At 46.9% G+C, this 15,524-nt stretch carries 13 protein-coding genes and 1 tRNA gene; all 14 read right to left on the reverse strand.

Going from position 1 to position 15,524, the window contains the following annotated elements; genetic code table 11:
* Nucleotides 1-119, reverse strand: a 119-nt coding sequence (locus tag BM099_RS19920) for a GTP-binding protein (RefSeq protein ID WP_244889962.1), incomplete at its 3' end; no start/stop codon positions are given.
* A 30-nt stretch (nt 120-149) separates the two neighbouring features.
* Nucleotides 150-2,243: an elongation factor G gene (gene fusA / locus BM099_RS19925; protein WP_090731012.1), complete on the reverse strand. Its 2,094-nt coding sequence runs from the start codon at nt 2,241-2,243 to the stop codon at nt 150-152.
* A gap of 19 nt (nt 2,244-2,262) precedes the next feature.
* A complete protein-coding gene (rpsG, locus tag BM099_RS19930; RefSeq protein ID WP_090731014.1) occupies nt 2,263-2,733 on the reverse strand; it encodes a 30S ribosomal protein S7 in 471 nt (156 codons plus the stop codon).
* Between the two features lie 149 nt (nt 2,734-2,882).
* Nucleotides 2,883-3,257, reverse strand: coding sequence for a 30S ribosomal protein S12 (rpsL, locus tag BM099_RS19935; RefSeq protein WP_028470787.1), 375 nt, complete (start codon nt 3,255-3,257; stop codon nt 2,883-2,885).
* A 126-nt stretch (nt 3,258-3,383) separates the two neighbouring features.
* Complete coding sequence (gene rpoC / locus BM099_RS19940; RefSeq protein WP_090731016.1) at nt 3,384-7,604, reverse strand: DNA-directed RNA polymerase subunit beta'; 4,221 nt, start codon at nt 7,602-7,604, stop codon at nt 3,384-3,386.
* Between the two features lie 66 nt (nt 7,605-7,670).
* Nucleotides 7,671-11,765, reverse strand: coding sequence for a DNA-directed RNA polymerase subunit beta (rpoB, locus tag BM099_RS19945; RefSeq protein ID WP_090731018.1), 4,095 nt, complete (start codon nt 11,763-11,765; stop codon nt 7,671-7,673).
* Nucleotides 11,766-11,939: 174 nt separating this feature from the next.
* Nucleotides 11,940-12,308 carry a 50S ribosomal protein L7/L12 gene (rplL, locus tag BM099_RS19950; RefSeq protein ID WP_090731020.1) on the reverse strand — a complete coding sequence of 123 codons (369 nt, stop codon included), beginning with the start codon at nt 12,306-12,308 and terminating at the stop codon, nt 11,940-11,942.
* Nucleotides 12,309-12,367: 59 nt separating this feature from the next.
* Nucleotides 12,368-12,862 (reverse strand): 50S ribosomal protein L10, encoded by a 495-nt coding sequence (rplJ, locus tag BM099_RS19955; RefSeq protein ID WP_090731022.1) that lies wholly within the window; start codon nt 12,860-12,862, stop codon nt 12,368-12,370.
* A 198-nt stretch (nt 12,863-13,060) separates the two neighbouring features.
* Nucleotides 13,061-13,753, reverse strand: coding sequence for a 50S ribosomal protein L1 (rplA, locus tag BM099_RS19960; RefSeq protein WP_090731024.1), 693 nt, complete (start codon nt 13,751-13,753; stop codon nt 13,061-13,063).
* Nucleotides 13,753-14,187 carry a 50S ribosomal protein L11 gene (gene rplK / locus BM099_RS19965; protein WP_090731026.1) on the reverse strand — a complete coding sequence of 145 codons (435 nt, stop codon included), beginning with the start codon at nt 14,185-14,187 and terminating at the stop codon, nt 13,753-13,755. The genes rplA and rplK overlap by 1 nt, the downstream gene beginning before the upstream one ends.
* Nucleotides 14,188-14,286: 99 nt before the next feature.
* Nucleotides 14,287-14,820, reverse strand: coding sequence for a transcription termination/antitermination protein NusG (nusG, locus tag BM099_RS19970; RefSeq protein ID WP_090731029.1), 534 nt, complete (start codon nt 14,818-14,820; stop codon nt 14,287-14,289).
* A 10-nt stretch (nt 14,821-14,830) separates the two neighbouring features.
* Nucleotides 14,831-15,199: a preprotein translocase subunit SecE gene (gene secE / locus BM099_RS19975; RefSeq protein WP_090731031.1), complete on the reverse strand. Its 369-nt coding sequence runs from the start codon at nt 15,197-15,199 to the stop codon at nt 14,831-14,833.
* Nucleotides 15,200-15,257: 58 nt separating this feature from the next.
* Nucleotides 15,258-15,333 (reverse strand) — tRNA-Trp (locus BM099_RS19980).
* A gap of 62 nt (nt 15,334-15,395) precedes the next feature.
* The coding region (locus BM099_RS19985; RefSeq protein WP_090731033.1) for an EF-Tu C-terminal domain-related protein at nt 15,396-15,524 on the reverse strand (129 nt) is incomplete at its 5' end.

A 15,524-nucleotide genomic window follows, 5' to 3' on the forward strand; every position in this document is an offset into this window, starting at 1 on the left:
AACACTTCCGCACATACGCGCGTCAGAGCTGCTGTCAAAGTTGTTTTGCCATGGTCAACGTGGCCAATTGTACCTACGTTAACGTGCGGCAGATTTCGTTCAAATGCTTTTTTTGCCACGATAAATTACCTCTTAGATTATGGCGAAGGCTAGTAAACCCTCATCACCGCTTCGGCGACATTCTTAGGAGCTTCAGCGTAACACTCAAACTCCATAGAGTAAGTTGCACGCCCTTGAGTTGCGGAACGCAGATCAGTTGCATATCCGAACATTTCACCCAACGGAACCTGTGCATTAATCACTTTGCCAGATGGAGTGTCTTCCATACCCTGAACCAGACCGCGACGACGGTTAAGGTCACCCATAACGTCGCCCATGTAATCTTCCGGAGTAACCACTTCGACTTTCATCATTGGTTCCAACAGACATGGATCTGCTTGCAGGGCGTATTTTTTCAACGCCTGCGACGCGGCTATCTTAAATGCCATCTCATTCGAGTCAACATCATGATATGAACCGTCATACAGTCGAGCTTTAAGACCAATCAGAGGATAACCAGCGATGACACCGTTCTTCATCTGCTCTGTTATACCCTTCTCGATAGCGCCGATGTATTCCTTAGGAATAGCACCACCAACCACTTCATTGATAAACTCCAACCCTTCATCATCAGACGGGCTGAACTCAACCATAACGTGACCATACTGACCGCGACCACCCGACTGACGAGCAAACTTGTGGTTAGCATCAACAGACTTACGGATCTTCTCGCGATATGCAACCTGAGGCTTACCAATGTTTGCCTCAACGCTGAATTCACGGCGCATACGGTCAACAAGGATATCAAGATGCAACTCACCCATACCAGAGATGATGGTCTGGCCGGTTTCTTCATCAGTCTCAACGCGGAAAGATGGATCTTCCTGTGCAAGCTTACCTAATGCAACACCCATTTTCTCTTGATCAGCCTTAGATTTAGGCTCAACAGCAACAGAGATAACCGGCTCAGGAAACTCCATGCGCTCCAGTACGATTTTATTCGTAGGATCACACAGCGTGTCACCTGTAGTTACATCCTTCATACCGATCAATGCAGCAATATCACCCGCGCGAACTTCTTTAATCTCTTCGCGGTTATTAGCATGCATCTGCACCATACGACCAACACGCTCTTTTTTACTCTTAACAGAGTTAAAAACGCTGTCGCCTGAAGCCAAAACACCTGAATAAACGCGAATAAACGTTAGCGTGCCAACAAACGGGTCAGTAGCAATCTTGAACGCAAGAGCAGCAAACGGCGCACTATCATCCGCAGGACGGGTAGCCACAGTTTCATCTTTATCGTCCAAGATACCTTCAATCGCTTTAACTTCGACAGGAGAAGGCATGTACTCAATAACAGCATCCAACATTGCCTGAACGCCTTTGTTCTTAAAGGCAGAACCACACAACATTAGTACAATGTCGTTATCCAACGTACGCGCGCGCAGACCAGCCTTGATTTCGTCATTAGTTAAGTCACCTTCTTCAAGGTACTTTTCCATCAACTCGTCAGTAGCTTCAGCTGCAGCTTCGACCATCTCTTCACGAAGCTCATCTGCTTTCGCCTGAAGACCAGCCGGAATATCTTCCAACTGATAGGTCATTCCCTGATCCGCTTCATTCCACATGATAGCTTTCATGCGAATCAGATCAACAACACCTTTGAACTCATCTTCAGCGCCGATCGGGAAATTGATTGGAACAGCTTTAGCACCCAAGCGGGCTTTAAGCTGATCAATAACCATATAGAAATCAGCACCAGCACGGTCCATTTTATTAACGAAGACCATACGTGGAACATGATATTTATTAGCTTGACGCCAAACAGTTTCAGTTTGCGGCTGCACACCCGAAGAGGCACACAACACAACTACCGCACCATCCAATACACGCAAAGAACGCTCTACTTCGATCGTAAAGTCAACGTGTCCCGGTGTATCAATGATATTGATACGGTGGTTTTCAAACTGTTTGCTCATACCTTGCCAGAAACAGGTAGTCGCAGCAGAAGTGATAGTAATACCACGCTCCTGCTCCTGCTCCATCCAATCCATTGTCGCGGCGCCATCATGCACCTCACCAATTTTATGAGATAGACCTGTATAGAAAAGTACGCGTTCCGTTGTAGTCGTTTTACCGGCATCTACGTGTGCAACGATACCAATGTTACGGTAACGCACAATAGGAGTTTTACGAGCCACGACTCATTCCTCTGAACATTTAGAAGCGATAGTGAGCAAAAGCTTTGTTAGCTTCTGCCATACGATGCACATCTTCACGTTTCTTAACAGCAGCACCACGACCGTCAGCAGCATCCAGCACTTCACCAGCTAAACGCAACGCCATGGATTTTTCACCGCGCTTACGTGAAGCATCTACTAACCAACGCATAGACAAAGCCATACGACGAGAAGGACGCACTTCACACGGAACCTGATAAGTTGCACCACCAACACGACGGGATTTAACTTCAACCGCAGGCTGGATTGCTTCTAATGCTTTAACAAACATATCCAGAGGATCGTTATTTGAACGTTCCTGGATTTTATCCATTGCACCGTAAACAATACGCTCTGCAACAGATTTTTTTCCACTAACCATTACATGGTTGATAAATTTAGCCAATGTAATGTTACCGAACTTAGGATCCGGTAGTATTTCGCGCTTTGCAGCGACGCGTCTTCTAGGCATGATAAGCCCTCATATTTAAAGGTCTTCAGGAAATTCAGATAGATAAGTATCTATCTAACCTTACTCTTACCGGGTCCGGTCTTGCCAAGTTAGTATTGGATCTGTCACCAGACATTTTACTAGCATCAACTTCCACCGTTAAACGGTGATTAAGACTTAGGACGTTTAGTACCGTACTTCGAACGAGCCTGCTTACGATCGTTAACGCCTGAACAATCCAATGCGCCACGAACAGTGTGGTAACGAACACCTGGCAAATCTTTTACACGACCGCCACGGATCAATACAACACTATGCTCTTGCAGGTTATGACCTTCACCACCAATGTAGGAAGTCACTTCGAAGCCGTTTGTTAAACGAACACGGCAAACTTTACGAAGGGCCGAGTTTGGCTTCTTCGGAGTTGTAGTGTAAACACGTGTACATACGCCACGACGCTGAGGACAAGCCTGCAGAGCCGGTACGTCACTTTTTTGTACTTTGCGCTTACGTGGTTTGCGAACCAATTGGTTAATAGTTGCCATTAAAGCAAACTCCACGTTTTCACGTTTAATTAAAAGCACCAAAAAACCGGACTGTATTCAATCCGGTCACTAGGGGGCCGGAATTTTAATCAATTCCGACCCTTGAAGTCAATCTCTGATTAATAATTAATCAGAATTTGACAAAGAGGCATTCAGAGCAGCTGCCAGTGCTTCTTGCACTTCTTCTGCACTGACTGTCTCAGTTCCTTGCGCAATCGCACGTTTGCGTTTGCGTTCGCTATGATAAGCCAAACCTGTTCCTGCTGGAATCAGACGACCTACTACAACGTTTTCTTTCAGGCCACGCAGGAAGTCCTGCTTACCCTTAACTGCACCTTCGGTGAGTACACGAGTTGTTTCCTGGAACGATGCCGCCGAGATAAAGGACTCTGTTGCCAGAGACGCCTTAGTTACACCCAACAGGACACGTTCAAATTTAGCCGGAATCTTATCAGCCGCTTCCAGTTCAGCGTTTTCAGAGACAACAGCAGCATATTCAACCTGCTCGCCAGGTATAAAGGTAGAGTCACCCGAAGTAACAATCTCAACTTTACGCAACATCTGACGACAGATAACTTCAATATGCTTGTCGTTGATACCTACACCCTGAAGGCGGTAAACATCCTGAATTTCGTTTACAACAAACTCTGCCAACGCTTCCACGCCCAAAATACGCAAGATATCATGCGGATTAGTCGGACCATCGGAAATAACCTCACCCTTTTCAACATGCTCACCCTCGAACACGTTCAGGTTACGCCATTTCTGAATCATCAACTCATACGGCTCGGCATCGTTTGGTGTAATAACCAGGCGTTTTTTGCCTTTAGTTTCTTTACCGAACGAAATAATACCTGAGATTTCAGCCAGTATTGACGACTCTTTTGGCTTACGCGCCTCAAACAGGTCGGCAACACGCGGCAGACCACCGGTGATATCCTTGTTGACTGAACCTTCCTGCGGGATACGCGCTAGCGCCTCACCGACAGCCACGTTAGCGCCATTAGCCATGTTAATGATCGCTTTAGCAGGCAACAGATACTGTACCGGCTGATCTGTACCTGGGTGACAAATATCAACACCCTTGGCATCAACCAGCTTAATCAACGGACGGATCTCTTTGCCTGCTGCCGGACGATCTTTACCATCCAGAATTTCAGTCGTAGAAAGCCCGGTTAAATCATCTGTAGTCTGCTTAACGGTAATACCATCTTCCATTCCTACGAAGATAACCGTTCCACCTACTTCCGTGATGATCGGATGGGTATGCGGATCCCAGTTAGCAACGATGTCGCCAGGGTTAACCTGAGCACCGTCCTTAACCTTGATAATAGCACCGTAAGGAAGCTTATAACGCTCACGCTCACGACCATGCTCGTCCGTAACACCCAATTCACCAGAACGCGATACTGCAACGAGGTGACCTGCCGGCGATTCAACATACTTCAGGTTATGCAGACGAATCTCACCGCCTTTCTTAACCTGAACACTATCAACGGCTGCCGCTCTTGAAGCCGCACCCCCGATATGGAACGTACGCATAGTCAACTGTGTACCCGGCTCACCGATGGACTGCGCAGCAATAACACCGACAGCCTCACCCGCGTTAACACCATGACCACGACCCAGGTCACGACCATAACATGCCGCACAAATACCAAAACGCGTATCACACGTGATAGCCGAACGGACAATAATTTCATCAATAGACGAGAAAGCCTCATCATTTTCTAAATGATGCACCCACGCTTCATCAATCAATGTACCTGCGGGAATCAGAACATCAACACCAGCCGGATCCAGCACATCACGTGCTACCACACGACCCAGTATACGATGACCCAGAGCAACAACAACGTCGCCACCTTCGATCATTGGCTGGATAACCAGACCATTCTCAGTACCACAGTCTACTTCTGTGATAACCAGATCCTGCGCCACATCAACCAAACGACGCGTCAGATAACCCGAGTTCGCGGTTTTCAATGCAGTATCAGCGAGACCTTTACGTGCACCATGTGTTGAGATGAAGTACTGAAGTACGTTCAAACCTTCACGGAAGTTAGCCACGATTGGCGTTTCGATGATAGAACCATCGGGTTTCGCCATCAGACCACGCATACCGGCCAGTTGTCGAATCTGCGCCGCACTACCACGAGCACCGGAGTCAGCCATCATATAAACTGAGTTGAAAGACTCCTGATCGACTTCATTACCATCACGGTCAATAACTTTCTCAATTTTAAGGTTTTCCATCATGCGCTTCGCCAACAAATCGTTAGCACGCGACCAGATATCAATAACCTTGTTATATTTCTCGCCTTGCGTTACCAGACCATCGGCAAACTGACGCTCTATCTCTTTTACTTCGGCATCAGCTTCACCAACGATTGCCGGTTTCTCATCCGGAATAACGAAATCATTAACCCCGATAGATGATCCTGAAACTGTCGCTTGACGAAAGCCCATATACATCAGCTGATCGGCAAAAATAACCGTGTCTTTAAGACCACAACGACGATACGCTTCGTTAAGCAAACGAGAGATGGCTTTTTTCTTCATCGCCTGGTTAACAAGCTCAAACGGCAAGCCATCAGGAACGATAGAGAACAGCATGGCCCGACCTGCTGTTGTCTCTTTAATTTCCGTAATTTCAGTAACATTGCCTTCAATATCACGAATGACTTCTTTGACACGCACTTTAATCCGCGCCTGCAAATCCAGCTGCTTAGCACCGTATGCACGCTCGATCTCTTCGATATCAGCAAAGGCCATACCTTCGCCTTTACCGTTGATACGTGAGCGCGTCATCCAATACAGACCCAATACAACGTCCTGTGACGGAACGATAATCGGTTCACCGTTTGCTGGTGATAAAATATTGTTGGTAGACATCATCAAAGCACGTGCTTCAAGCTGCGCTTCAATCGTTAACGGTACGTGTACCGCCATCTGGTCACCATCAAAGTCGGCGTTGTAAGCAGCACATACTAATGGATGCAACTGAATTGCTTTACCTTCAATCAGCACAGGCTCAAACGCCTGAATACCTAAACGGTGAAGTGTAGGCGCACGGTTCAGCAGAATTGGATGCTCACGGATTACTTCATCCAGGATATCCCAAACCAGCGGCTCTTCACGCTCAACCATTTTCTTAGCGGCTTTAATCGTTGTCGCATAACCACGCAGTTCAAGCTTAGAAAAGATGAACGGCTTAAACAGCTCGAGCGCCATCTTCTTAGGAAGACCACACTGATGCAGACGCAGGTAAGGACCCACCACGATAACCGAACGACCGGAGTAATCTACACGTTTACCCAACAAGTTCTGACGGAAACGACCCTGCTTACCTTTGATCATATCTGCCAAAGATTTTAATGGACGTTTGTTAGAACCGGTAATAGCGCGACCACGGCGACCGTTATCCAATAGCGCATCTACAGATTCCTGCAGCATACGTTTTTCGTTACGCACAATGATGTCAGGTGCATTCAGATCCAACAGGCGCTTCAGACGGTTATTACGGTTAATAACACGACGATACAGATCATTCAGATCGGACGTAGCAAAACGCCCGCCATCCAAAGGTACCAACGGACGAAGATCTGGCGGCAATACCGGCAATATTGTCAGCACCATCCACTCAGGCTTATTACCCGACTTGTAGAATGACTCGCACAGTTTCAGACGCTTAGAGAGCTTCTTAATTTTGGTTTCGGAGTTTGTCTGCGGAATCTCTTCACGCAGCATTTGGATCTCTTCTTCCAAATCGATTGAAGCCATCAACATCTGCACGGCTTCAGCACCCATGCGAGCATCGAATTCATCGCCGAACTCTTCAAGGGCTTCAAAGTACTGCTCGTCGTTCATCAACTGACCACGCTCCAGCGTCGTCATACCAGGCTCAACAACAACAAACGATTCAAAATACAAAATACGTTCGATGTCACGCAGCGTGATATCCAGCATCAAACCAATACGCGACGGCAATGACTTCAAGAACCAAATATGTGCTACCGGACTTGCGAGTTCGATATGCCCCATACGGTCACGACGAACTTTAGTCAGCGTGACTTCAACACCACACTTCTCACAGATAACACCGCGGTGCTTCATGCGCTTATACTTACCGCAGAGGCACTCATAATCCTTGACCGGTCCAAAAATCTTCGCGCAGAACAAACCATCACGCTCAGGCTTGAATGTACGATAGTTAATCGTTTCCGGTTTTTTAACTTCACCAAATGACCACGAACGGATCATTTCCGGTGATGCAAGCGAGATTTTGATCGAGTCAAATTCATCAGCCTGACTTTGTGATTTCAGTAGATTCAGCAGATCTTTCATTGTCTACGGCTCCTCGCGGAGTTATTGGGCAGGCACAGCGCGCCTACCCGGGTGATTCGGCAATACCTAGTCGTTTTCCAGCTCAATATCGATACCCAGAGAGCGAATCTCTTTGATCAATACGTTGAACGATTCAGGCATTCCTGGCTCCATTTTATGGTTTCCGTCGACGATGTTTTTATACATCTTCGTACGTCCATTCACGTCATCCGATTTAACGGTCAGCATCTCTTGCAGAGTATATGCCGCACCATAAGCTTCCAGCGCCCACACTTCCATCTCTCCGAAGCGCTGACCACCGAACTGTGCTTTACCACCCAGCGGCTGCTGAGTAACGAGGCTATAAGAACCGGTTGAACGCGCATGCATCTTGTCATCAACCAAATGGTTAAGCTTCAGCATGTACATGTAACCAACAGTCACCTGACGTTCAAATTTATCGCCGGAGCGACCATCAAACAGCGAAACCTGACCGGTATCGTTCATACCTGCCATACGCAGGAGTTCTTTAACTTCGGCTTCTTTAGCACCATCAAATGCCGGGGTTGCCAATGGAACACCACCGCGCAAGTTGCGCGCAAGTTCGATAATTTCTTCATCAGAGAAACTATCCAGGTCTTCATGCCGGGAGTTTTTCCAGCCATCAAGCTCGCTATTATAGATCCGGTGAAGAAACTCACGAATCTCTTTAACAGCTTCCGCTTTGTCGCGTTCAACTTCTAACATTTCATTGATACGACGACCCAGACCTTTTGCTGCTGCACCCATATGGGTTTCAAGCACCTGACCTACGTTCATACGCGAAGGTACGCCCAACGGGTTCAGCACGATATCAATCGGCTCACCATTTTCATCATAAGGCATATCTTCTACAGGCATGATCACGGAGATAACACCTTTGTTACCATGACGTCCAGCCATCTTATCGCCCGGCTGCACACGGCGCTTAGTAGCCACGTACACCTTAACGATTTTCAGAACACCTGGCGCCAGATCATCACCTGCCTGTAGCTTGTTCTTCTTGTTTTCAAACTTTTTATCAAGCTCTTCACGACGCTCTTCAAGTTGTGTCTTAGCCTGCTCAAGCTGTTCTGATACCGCCTCATCAGAAATACGAATCTTAAACCATTCATCTTTCTTCAAATCAGCCAGGAACGCCTCAGTGATTTCAGCGCCTTTTGTCAGACCTGCACCACCATCCGCTTTCTTGCCAACCAGCACTTTAGCCAAACGCTCATAAGTCGCTTGCTCTACAATTCGATATTCATCATTAAGATCTTTACGAATCGCATCCATTTCTGCTTTTTCAATCGCCAGAGCACGCTCGTCTTTCGTCACGCCGTCACGGGTAAAGACTTGTACATCGATAACTTTACCGGTTGTACCGCCTTTGACACGCAATGAAGTATCTTTAACGTCAGATGCTTTCTCACCGAAGATTGCACGTAGTAATTTTTCTTCAGGTGTCAGCTGCGTTTCACCTTTTGGCGTTACTTTACCGACCAGAATATCACCAGGGCCAACTTCAGCACCGATATGTACAATTCCTGATTCATCCAGCTTAGCCAGTGCCGACTCACCTACGTTCGGGATATCCGAGGTAATCTCTTCAGACCCAAGCTTGGTATCACGCGCGACACACGTAAGTTCCTGAATATGAATAGTGGTAAAGCGATCTTCTTCCACTACGCGCTCAGAGATCAGGATCGAGTCTTCAAAGTTGTAACCATTCCAAGGCATGAATGCGATACGCATGTTCTGCCCAAGCGCCAACTCACCCATATCAACTGAAGGACCATCCGCCATAATGTCGCCACGGGTTACTGACTCCCCTGGACGTACAATAGAGCGCTGGTTAATACAAGTATTCTGGTTAGAGCGTGTGTATTTTGTCAGACTGTAAATATCTACACCCGCATCACCCACCGCCACTTCTGCATCGTTTGCACGTACAACAATACGCGCCGCATCAACGGACTCAATGACACCACCACGCTGAGCGGTAACACATACACCAGAGTCACGGGCTACATAACGCTCCATACCCGTACCTACCAACGGCTTATCAGCACGCAAAGTAGGGACAGCCTGACGCTGCATGTTAGAACCCATTAATGCACGGTTAGCATCATCATGCTCCAGGAACGGAATAAGTGATGCCGCAATAGATACCACCTGACGTGGCGAAACATCCATGTAATCAACCTTCGCAGGCGCCATTACTGTTGTTTCATTCAAATGCCTGACCGTTACCATCTCTTCAATCAGACGCTTGCCTTCATCCATTGATGCTGACGCTTGAGCGATAACAAAATTATTCTCTTCAATAGCCGAGAGATACTCAATATCGTCACTGACAACACCATCAACTACCTTGCGGTAAGGTGTTTCAAGGAAACCATAGTCGTTCGTACGAGCAAAGGTTGCCAATGAGTTGATCAAACCGATATTTGGTCCCTCTGGCGTTTCGATGGGGCATACACGACCATAATGTGTCGGATGTACATCTCGCACCTCAAAGCCCGCACGCTCACGCGTCAAACCACCTGGGCCTAACGCGGAAATACGACGTTTATGCGTAACTTCGGACAACGGGTTGTTCTGATCCATAAACTGAGACAGCTGTGATGAACCAAAGAATTCTTTGACGGCTGCAGCAACAGGCTTGGCATTGATCAGATCCTGAGGCATCAGGTTATCAGCTTCAGCCATACTCAGACGATCACGCACCGCACGCTCAACACGCACCAGACCGACACGAAACTGGTTTTCAGCCATCTCACCAACAGAACGGATACGACGGTTACCCAAGTGATCGATATCATCAACGATGCCTTTACCGTTACGAATATCAATCAGGGTTTTCATCACATCCAGAATATCGTCTTTATCCAGAACACCAGAACCGACCGTTTCTTCACGACCCAGACGACGGTTAAACTTCATCCGTCCTACTGCTGACATATCGTAACGCTCTTCAGCAAAGAACAAATTACCGAACAGTGTTTCTGCAGATTCTTTTGTTGGCGGCTCGCCAGGACGCATCATGCGATAGATTTCTACTAACGCTTCCAACTGACTGCGGGTAGGGTCATTGCGCAATGTATCAGAGATAAACGGACCACAATCAAGCTCATTTGTATACAGCGTCTCAATTGCAGTAACATTTGCAGCGACCAGTGTTGCTATCAGTTCATCCGTTACCAGAGTATTACATGGACAAATCAGCTCACCCGTCGCAGGATCTACAACATCTTTTGCTATCGACTTACCCAGCAGGTATTCAAGCGGCACTTCCAGACGGCTCATATCAGCCATCTTATTGATGTGACGTGGCGTGATACGACGCCCCGCCTCAACAATGACTTCACCCTTGTCATTTTTGATTTCAAATGACATGGTTTCACCACGCAGACGATCAGGAACCAGCTCCATCTGCACTTTGTCTTCAGTCACTACCCACGATGTATTCTCAAAGAAAATATCAAGAATTTCATGAGTTTCATAACCCAGCGCACGCAATAATACGGTAGCCGGCAACTTACGACGGCGGTCAATACGTACAAATAGCGCATCTTTCGGGTCAAACTCAAAGTCCAACCAAGATCCGCGGTACGGAATGATACGCGCCGAATAGAGCAATTTACCCGATGAGTGCGTTTTACCTTTATCATGATCAAAGAACACACCCGGTGAGCGGTGGAGCTGAGAAACGATTACACGCTCAGTACCATTCACTACGAAGGTTCCGTTATCAGTCATCAAAGGCATCTCGCCCATGTAGACTTCCTGTTCACGGATATCTTTCACTGCTTTATTAGATGATTCACGATCATAAATAACCAACCGCACTTTGACACGCAGTGGTGCAGCGTATGTTACGCCACGCTGTTGACATTCCTTAACGTCGAAAACAGGCTCACCGAGGCGATAGCCTACATATTCCAATGCAGCATTGCCGGAATAAGAGACAATAGGAAATACAGATTTAAATGCCGCGTGCAGACCTTCCTCATTACGATCTCCGGCATCCGCACCTTCCTGTAGGAATTTACGGTAAGAGTCTAGCTGGATCGCCAGCAGGTAAGGTACATCCATGACTTGCAGCAATTTGCTGAAATCTTTGCGGATGCGTTTCTTTTCAGTATACGAATAAGCCATCAGTGTTCCCCAGCATGTGCACCAAGTTGAGAAGCAGCCCAGAACGAGAGCTTCTGGTCCGCGCAGCCGTTATTTATTTGCTGTCTACAAATAACGGAAAAAGGCCGGTGGCAATTTGCCACCAGCCATAGGTGTTTCAAGCAGTCTCAGGCTGCTTGTAAAGCATAAGCCAGATTACTTAAGCTCAACAGAAGCGCCAGCTTCTTCCAACGCCTTCTTAAGAGCTTCAGCGTCATCTTTGCTGATCTGCTCTTTAATAGTAGATGGCGCACCATCAACCATTGCTTTAGCTTCTTTCAGACCCAGGCCTGTAGCAGCGCGAACAGCTTTGATTACGTTAACTTTCTTCTCACCAGCAGAAGTCAGTACAACATCAAACTCAGTCTGTTCAACAGAAGCAGCAGCATCGCCAGCAGGACCAGCAGCAACAGCAGCAGCAGCAGATACGCCGAATTTTTCTTCCATTGCTGAAACTAATTCAACAACATCCATTACAGACATTTCAGCGATAGCGTTAATAATATCTTCTTTAGTCAGAGACATGACTTTTTCCTAAAAATATGGAGCCTAAGCTCGTTAAATCGTTATGAAACAGCAAGAAATCAGGCTGCTTCTTGCTCTTTCTGATCGCGCACAGCGTCGATAACACGTACCAACTTACCTGCAGCTGCTTCTTTCATACAGCTCATCAATTTAGCAAGCGCTTCATTGTATGTTGGCAAGCTTGCCAGCACAGCAATATCAACGATCGCCCCTTCAAAGGCTGCTGATTTAAGCTCAAGCTTATCGTTTTTCTTAGCGAATTCTTTAAGAATACGCGCACCAGCACCTGGGTGCTCTTTAGAGAAAGCGATAATTGTTGGGCCAACGAAAGAATCAGACAAGCACTCATACGCTGTACCAGTTACTGCACGACGCGCCAACGTGTTACGCACAACACGTAACCACACGCCATTTTCACGCGCTTCTTTACGCAGAGCAGTCATATCCCCAACGGTAACACCGCGGGAATCTGCCACTACTGCAGACAGTGCGTTTTGAGCAGCTTCCTGGACTTCAGCGACGATCGCTTTTTTATCTTCTAGTCCTAATGCCACAATTAACTCCTGGATTAATAGTCTTACGACTGTTTACCATCAATCTACCTAAGTAGAGTTGCGAGTACGGTGGTATTCACCGTCTGCGCAGGCTGGAACCCATTAAGATACGCCAAAGACGCATCACCTGCGGTCTTTGACGGCCTTCGTCTCTGTCTAACAGGTCACGAAGACCCTCAAAAAACCTTTTTTAGTTGATTAAACCAAAGTAGCCTGATCAACCAAGATGCCCGGCCCCATAGTAGAGGACAGTACAATTTTCTTAACGTAGATGCCTTTAGAGGATGCTGGCTTAAGCTTCTTAACTTCAGCAACCAGAGCAGCTACGTTTTCTTTAATAGCATTTGCATCAAATTCAATTTTACCCACACCAGCGTGAATAATTCCGTTTTTATCTGTACGGAAACGAACCTGACCAGCTTTAGCATTACGCACAGCGGTAGCAACATCGGGAGTTACCGTACCAACTTTTGGGTTAGGCATCAGGCCACGAGGACCTAGAATCTGACCCAACTGACCAACCACACGCATTGCGTCCGGAGTAGCGATAACAACGCCGTAGTTCAGATCACCTGCTTTCATAGAAGCAGCCAAATCTTCAAAACCAACAACATCTGCGCCTGCTTCTTTTGCTTTTTCAGCGTTCTCGCCCTGAGCAAAAACAGCAACACGTACTTCTTTACCAGTACCGTGCGGCAATACAGTAGAACCACGAACAACCTGATCAGATTTACGAGGATCAACACCCAAGTTTACAGAAACATCGATAGATTCTTTAAACTTAACAGTGGATACCTTTGCCAGCATTTCTACGGCTTCAGTAATTGAGTATGCTTTACCAGCAGTAACGACTTCACGAATAGCTTTCTGACGCTTAGTTAACTTAGCCATTATTGCTGACCCTCCACTACAAGACCCATGCTGCGGGCACTACCAGCGATAGTACGAACGGCCGAGTCTAAATCAGAAGCATTCAGATCTGGCATTTTAATAGTTGCAATTTCTTCAAGCTGAGCTTGTGTAACCGTACCTACTTTGACAGTATTCGGGCGACCAGAACCGCTTTTCAGACCAGCTGCTTTCAGCAACAAAACAGCCGCTGGCGGAGTTTTAGTAACAAAAGTAAAACTGCGATCACTGTACACAGTAATAACAACTGGAGTCGGCAAGCCTGGCTCAAGACCTTGAGTCTCAGCATTGAACGCTTTACAGAATTCCATGATGTTCACACCATGCTGACCCAAAGCCGGACCTACTGGTGGACTTGGATTCGCCTGAGCTGCTTTAATCTGCAGCTTGATATAAGCCTGTATTTTCTTGGCCATTTAGATACTCTCCTTTGGGTTATTCGCCTTACGGCTCCCCGTTTTTCATAGACACAAAAACTCCACCTTAGAAAAGGCAGAGTGTTTATATAGTAAATATCAGACTTTTTCGACCTGACCGAACGCCAATTCAACCGGTGTAGAACGACCAAAAATCAAAACCGCCACTTTCATGCGATTCTTCTCATAATCAATTTCTTCCACAACACCATTAAAGTCAGCAAACGGACCATCTGATACACGAACCATTTCACCTGGCTCAAATACAGTTTTAGGCTTAGGCTTATCAACCCCGCTACGCACACGAGATAAAATCTCATCCGCTTCACGCTGAGTAATCGGCGCTGGCTTATCCGCAGTCCCGCCTATAAAACCCAGCACGCGTGCAGTATGCTTCACAAGATGCCAGGTTTCGTCAGTCATCTCCATCTGCACCAGCACATAGCCAGGATAAAACTTACGTTCAGATTTACGTTTTTTACCATCCTTAATCTCAACAACCTCTTCGGTCGGAACCAGGATTTCGCCAAACATATCTTCTAAACCTGCAAGAGCAATACGCTCTTCCAGTAATGCTTTTACACGCTTCTCATAGTTAGAGTGAGCATGAACAACATACCAATTTTTAGCCATGCCCTTTCTCCTAACCTATTATACTAGAGACCGCCCAACCCAATAACGAGTCCAGCCCCCACAACATTAAACCTATCAATAGCACCACAACCACGACCATCGCCGTTGTCTGCAATGTTTCTTGGCGCGTAGGCCAAACAACCTTACGCACTTCATTCTTTGCCTCTTTAAACAGAGTAAAGAATGCACGACCTTTTCCCGTTTGCAGCGCCACAAATCCAGCAACCAAAGCCAGCACCAGCAAGGCAATGACCCGATACAACAGAGACTGCTCAGCATACATTGAGTTACCAACAACACCGACCGCCACTAGCAACACAACAACTAGCCACTTAACGGTGTCGAACTTAGATCCTTCAGATGCAATTTTTGCGTTCACGCTTGTTAGCCTCGGCTTCGAATAAAGCTTGCGCTTTGATACCATCTTCGACTGAAGATGGCAGGCCAGGAGGGACTCGAACCCACAACCTGCGGTTTTGGAGACCGCTGCTCTGCCAATTGAGCCACTGGCCTGTAAAAAACAGGGACGCACATTATATTTACGCCCCGGTTATTTGGCAACACTTTTATCACTATTATGCGATAATTTTTGACACCACGCCCGCACCGACAGTACGACCGCCTTCACGAATCGCAAAACGCAGACCTTCATCCATTGCGATTGGTGCAATCAGAGTAACAACCATCTTAACGTTGTCACCTGG

It is taken from the genome of Neptunomonas qingdaonensis (assembly GCF_900113275.1).
Lineage (GTDB): Bacteria > Pseudomonadota > Gammaproteobacteria > Pseudomonadales > Balneatricaceae > Neptunomonas > Neptunomonas qingdaonensis.

Coding starts and splice junctions, on each gene's coding strand:
- rplA (WP_090731024.1), bottom strand. CDS start 13,753: ATGGCTAAGTTAACTAAGCGTCAGAAAGCTATTCGTGAAGTCGTTACT.
- rpsL (WP_028470787.1), bottom strand. CDS start 3,257: ATGGCAACTATTAACCAATTGGTTCGCAAACCACGTAAGCGCAAAGTA.
- rpsG (WP_090731014.1), bottom strand. CDS start 2,733: ATGCCTAGAAGACGCGTCGCTGCAAAGCGCGAAATACTACCGGATCCT.
- rpoB (WP_090731018.1), bottom strand. CDS start 11,765: ATGGCTTATTCGTATACTGAAAAGAAACGCATCCGCAAAGATTTCAGC.
- rplL (WP_090731020.1), bottom strand. CDS start 12,308: ATGTCTCTGACTAAAGAAGATATTATTAACGCTATCGCTGAAATGTCT.
- rplK (WP_090731026.1), bottom strand. CDS start 14,187: ATGGCCAAGAAAATACAGGCTTATATCAAGCTGCAGATTAAAGCAGCT.
- nusG (WP_090731029.1), bottom strand. CDS start 14,820: ATGGCTAAAAATTGGTATGTTGTTCATGCTCACTCTAACTATGAGAAG.
- rpoC (WP_090731016.1), bottom strand. CDS start 7,604: ATGAAAGATCTGCTGAATCTACTGAAATCACAAAGTCAGGCTGATGAA.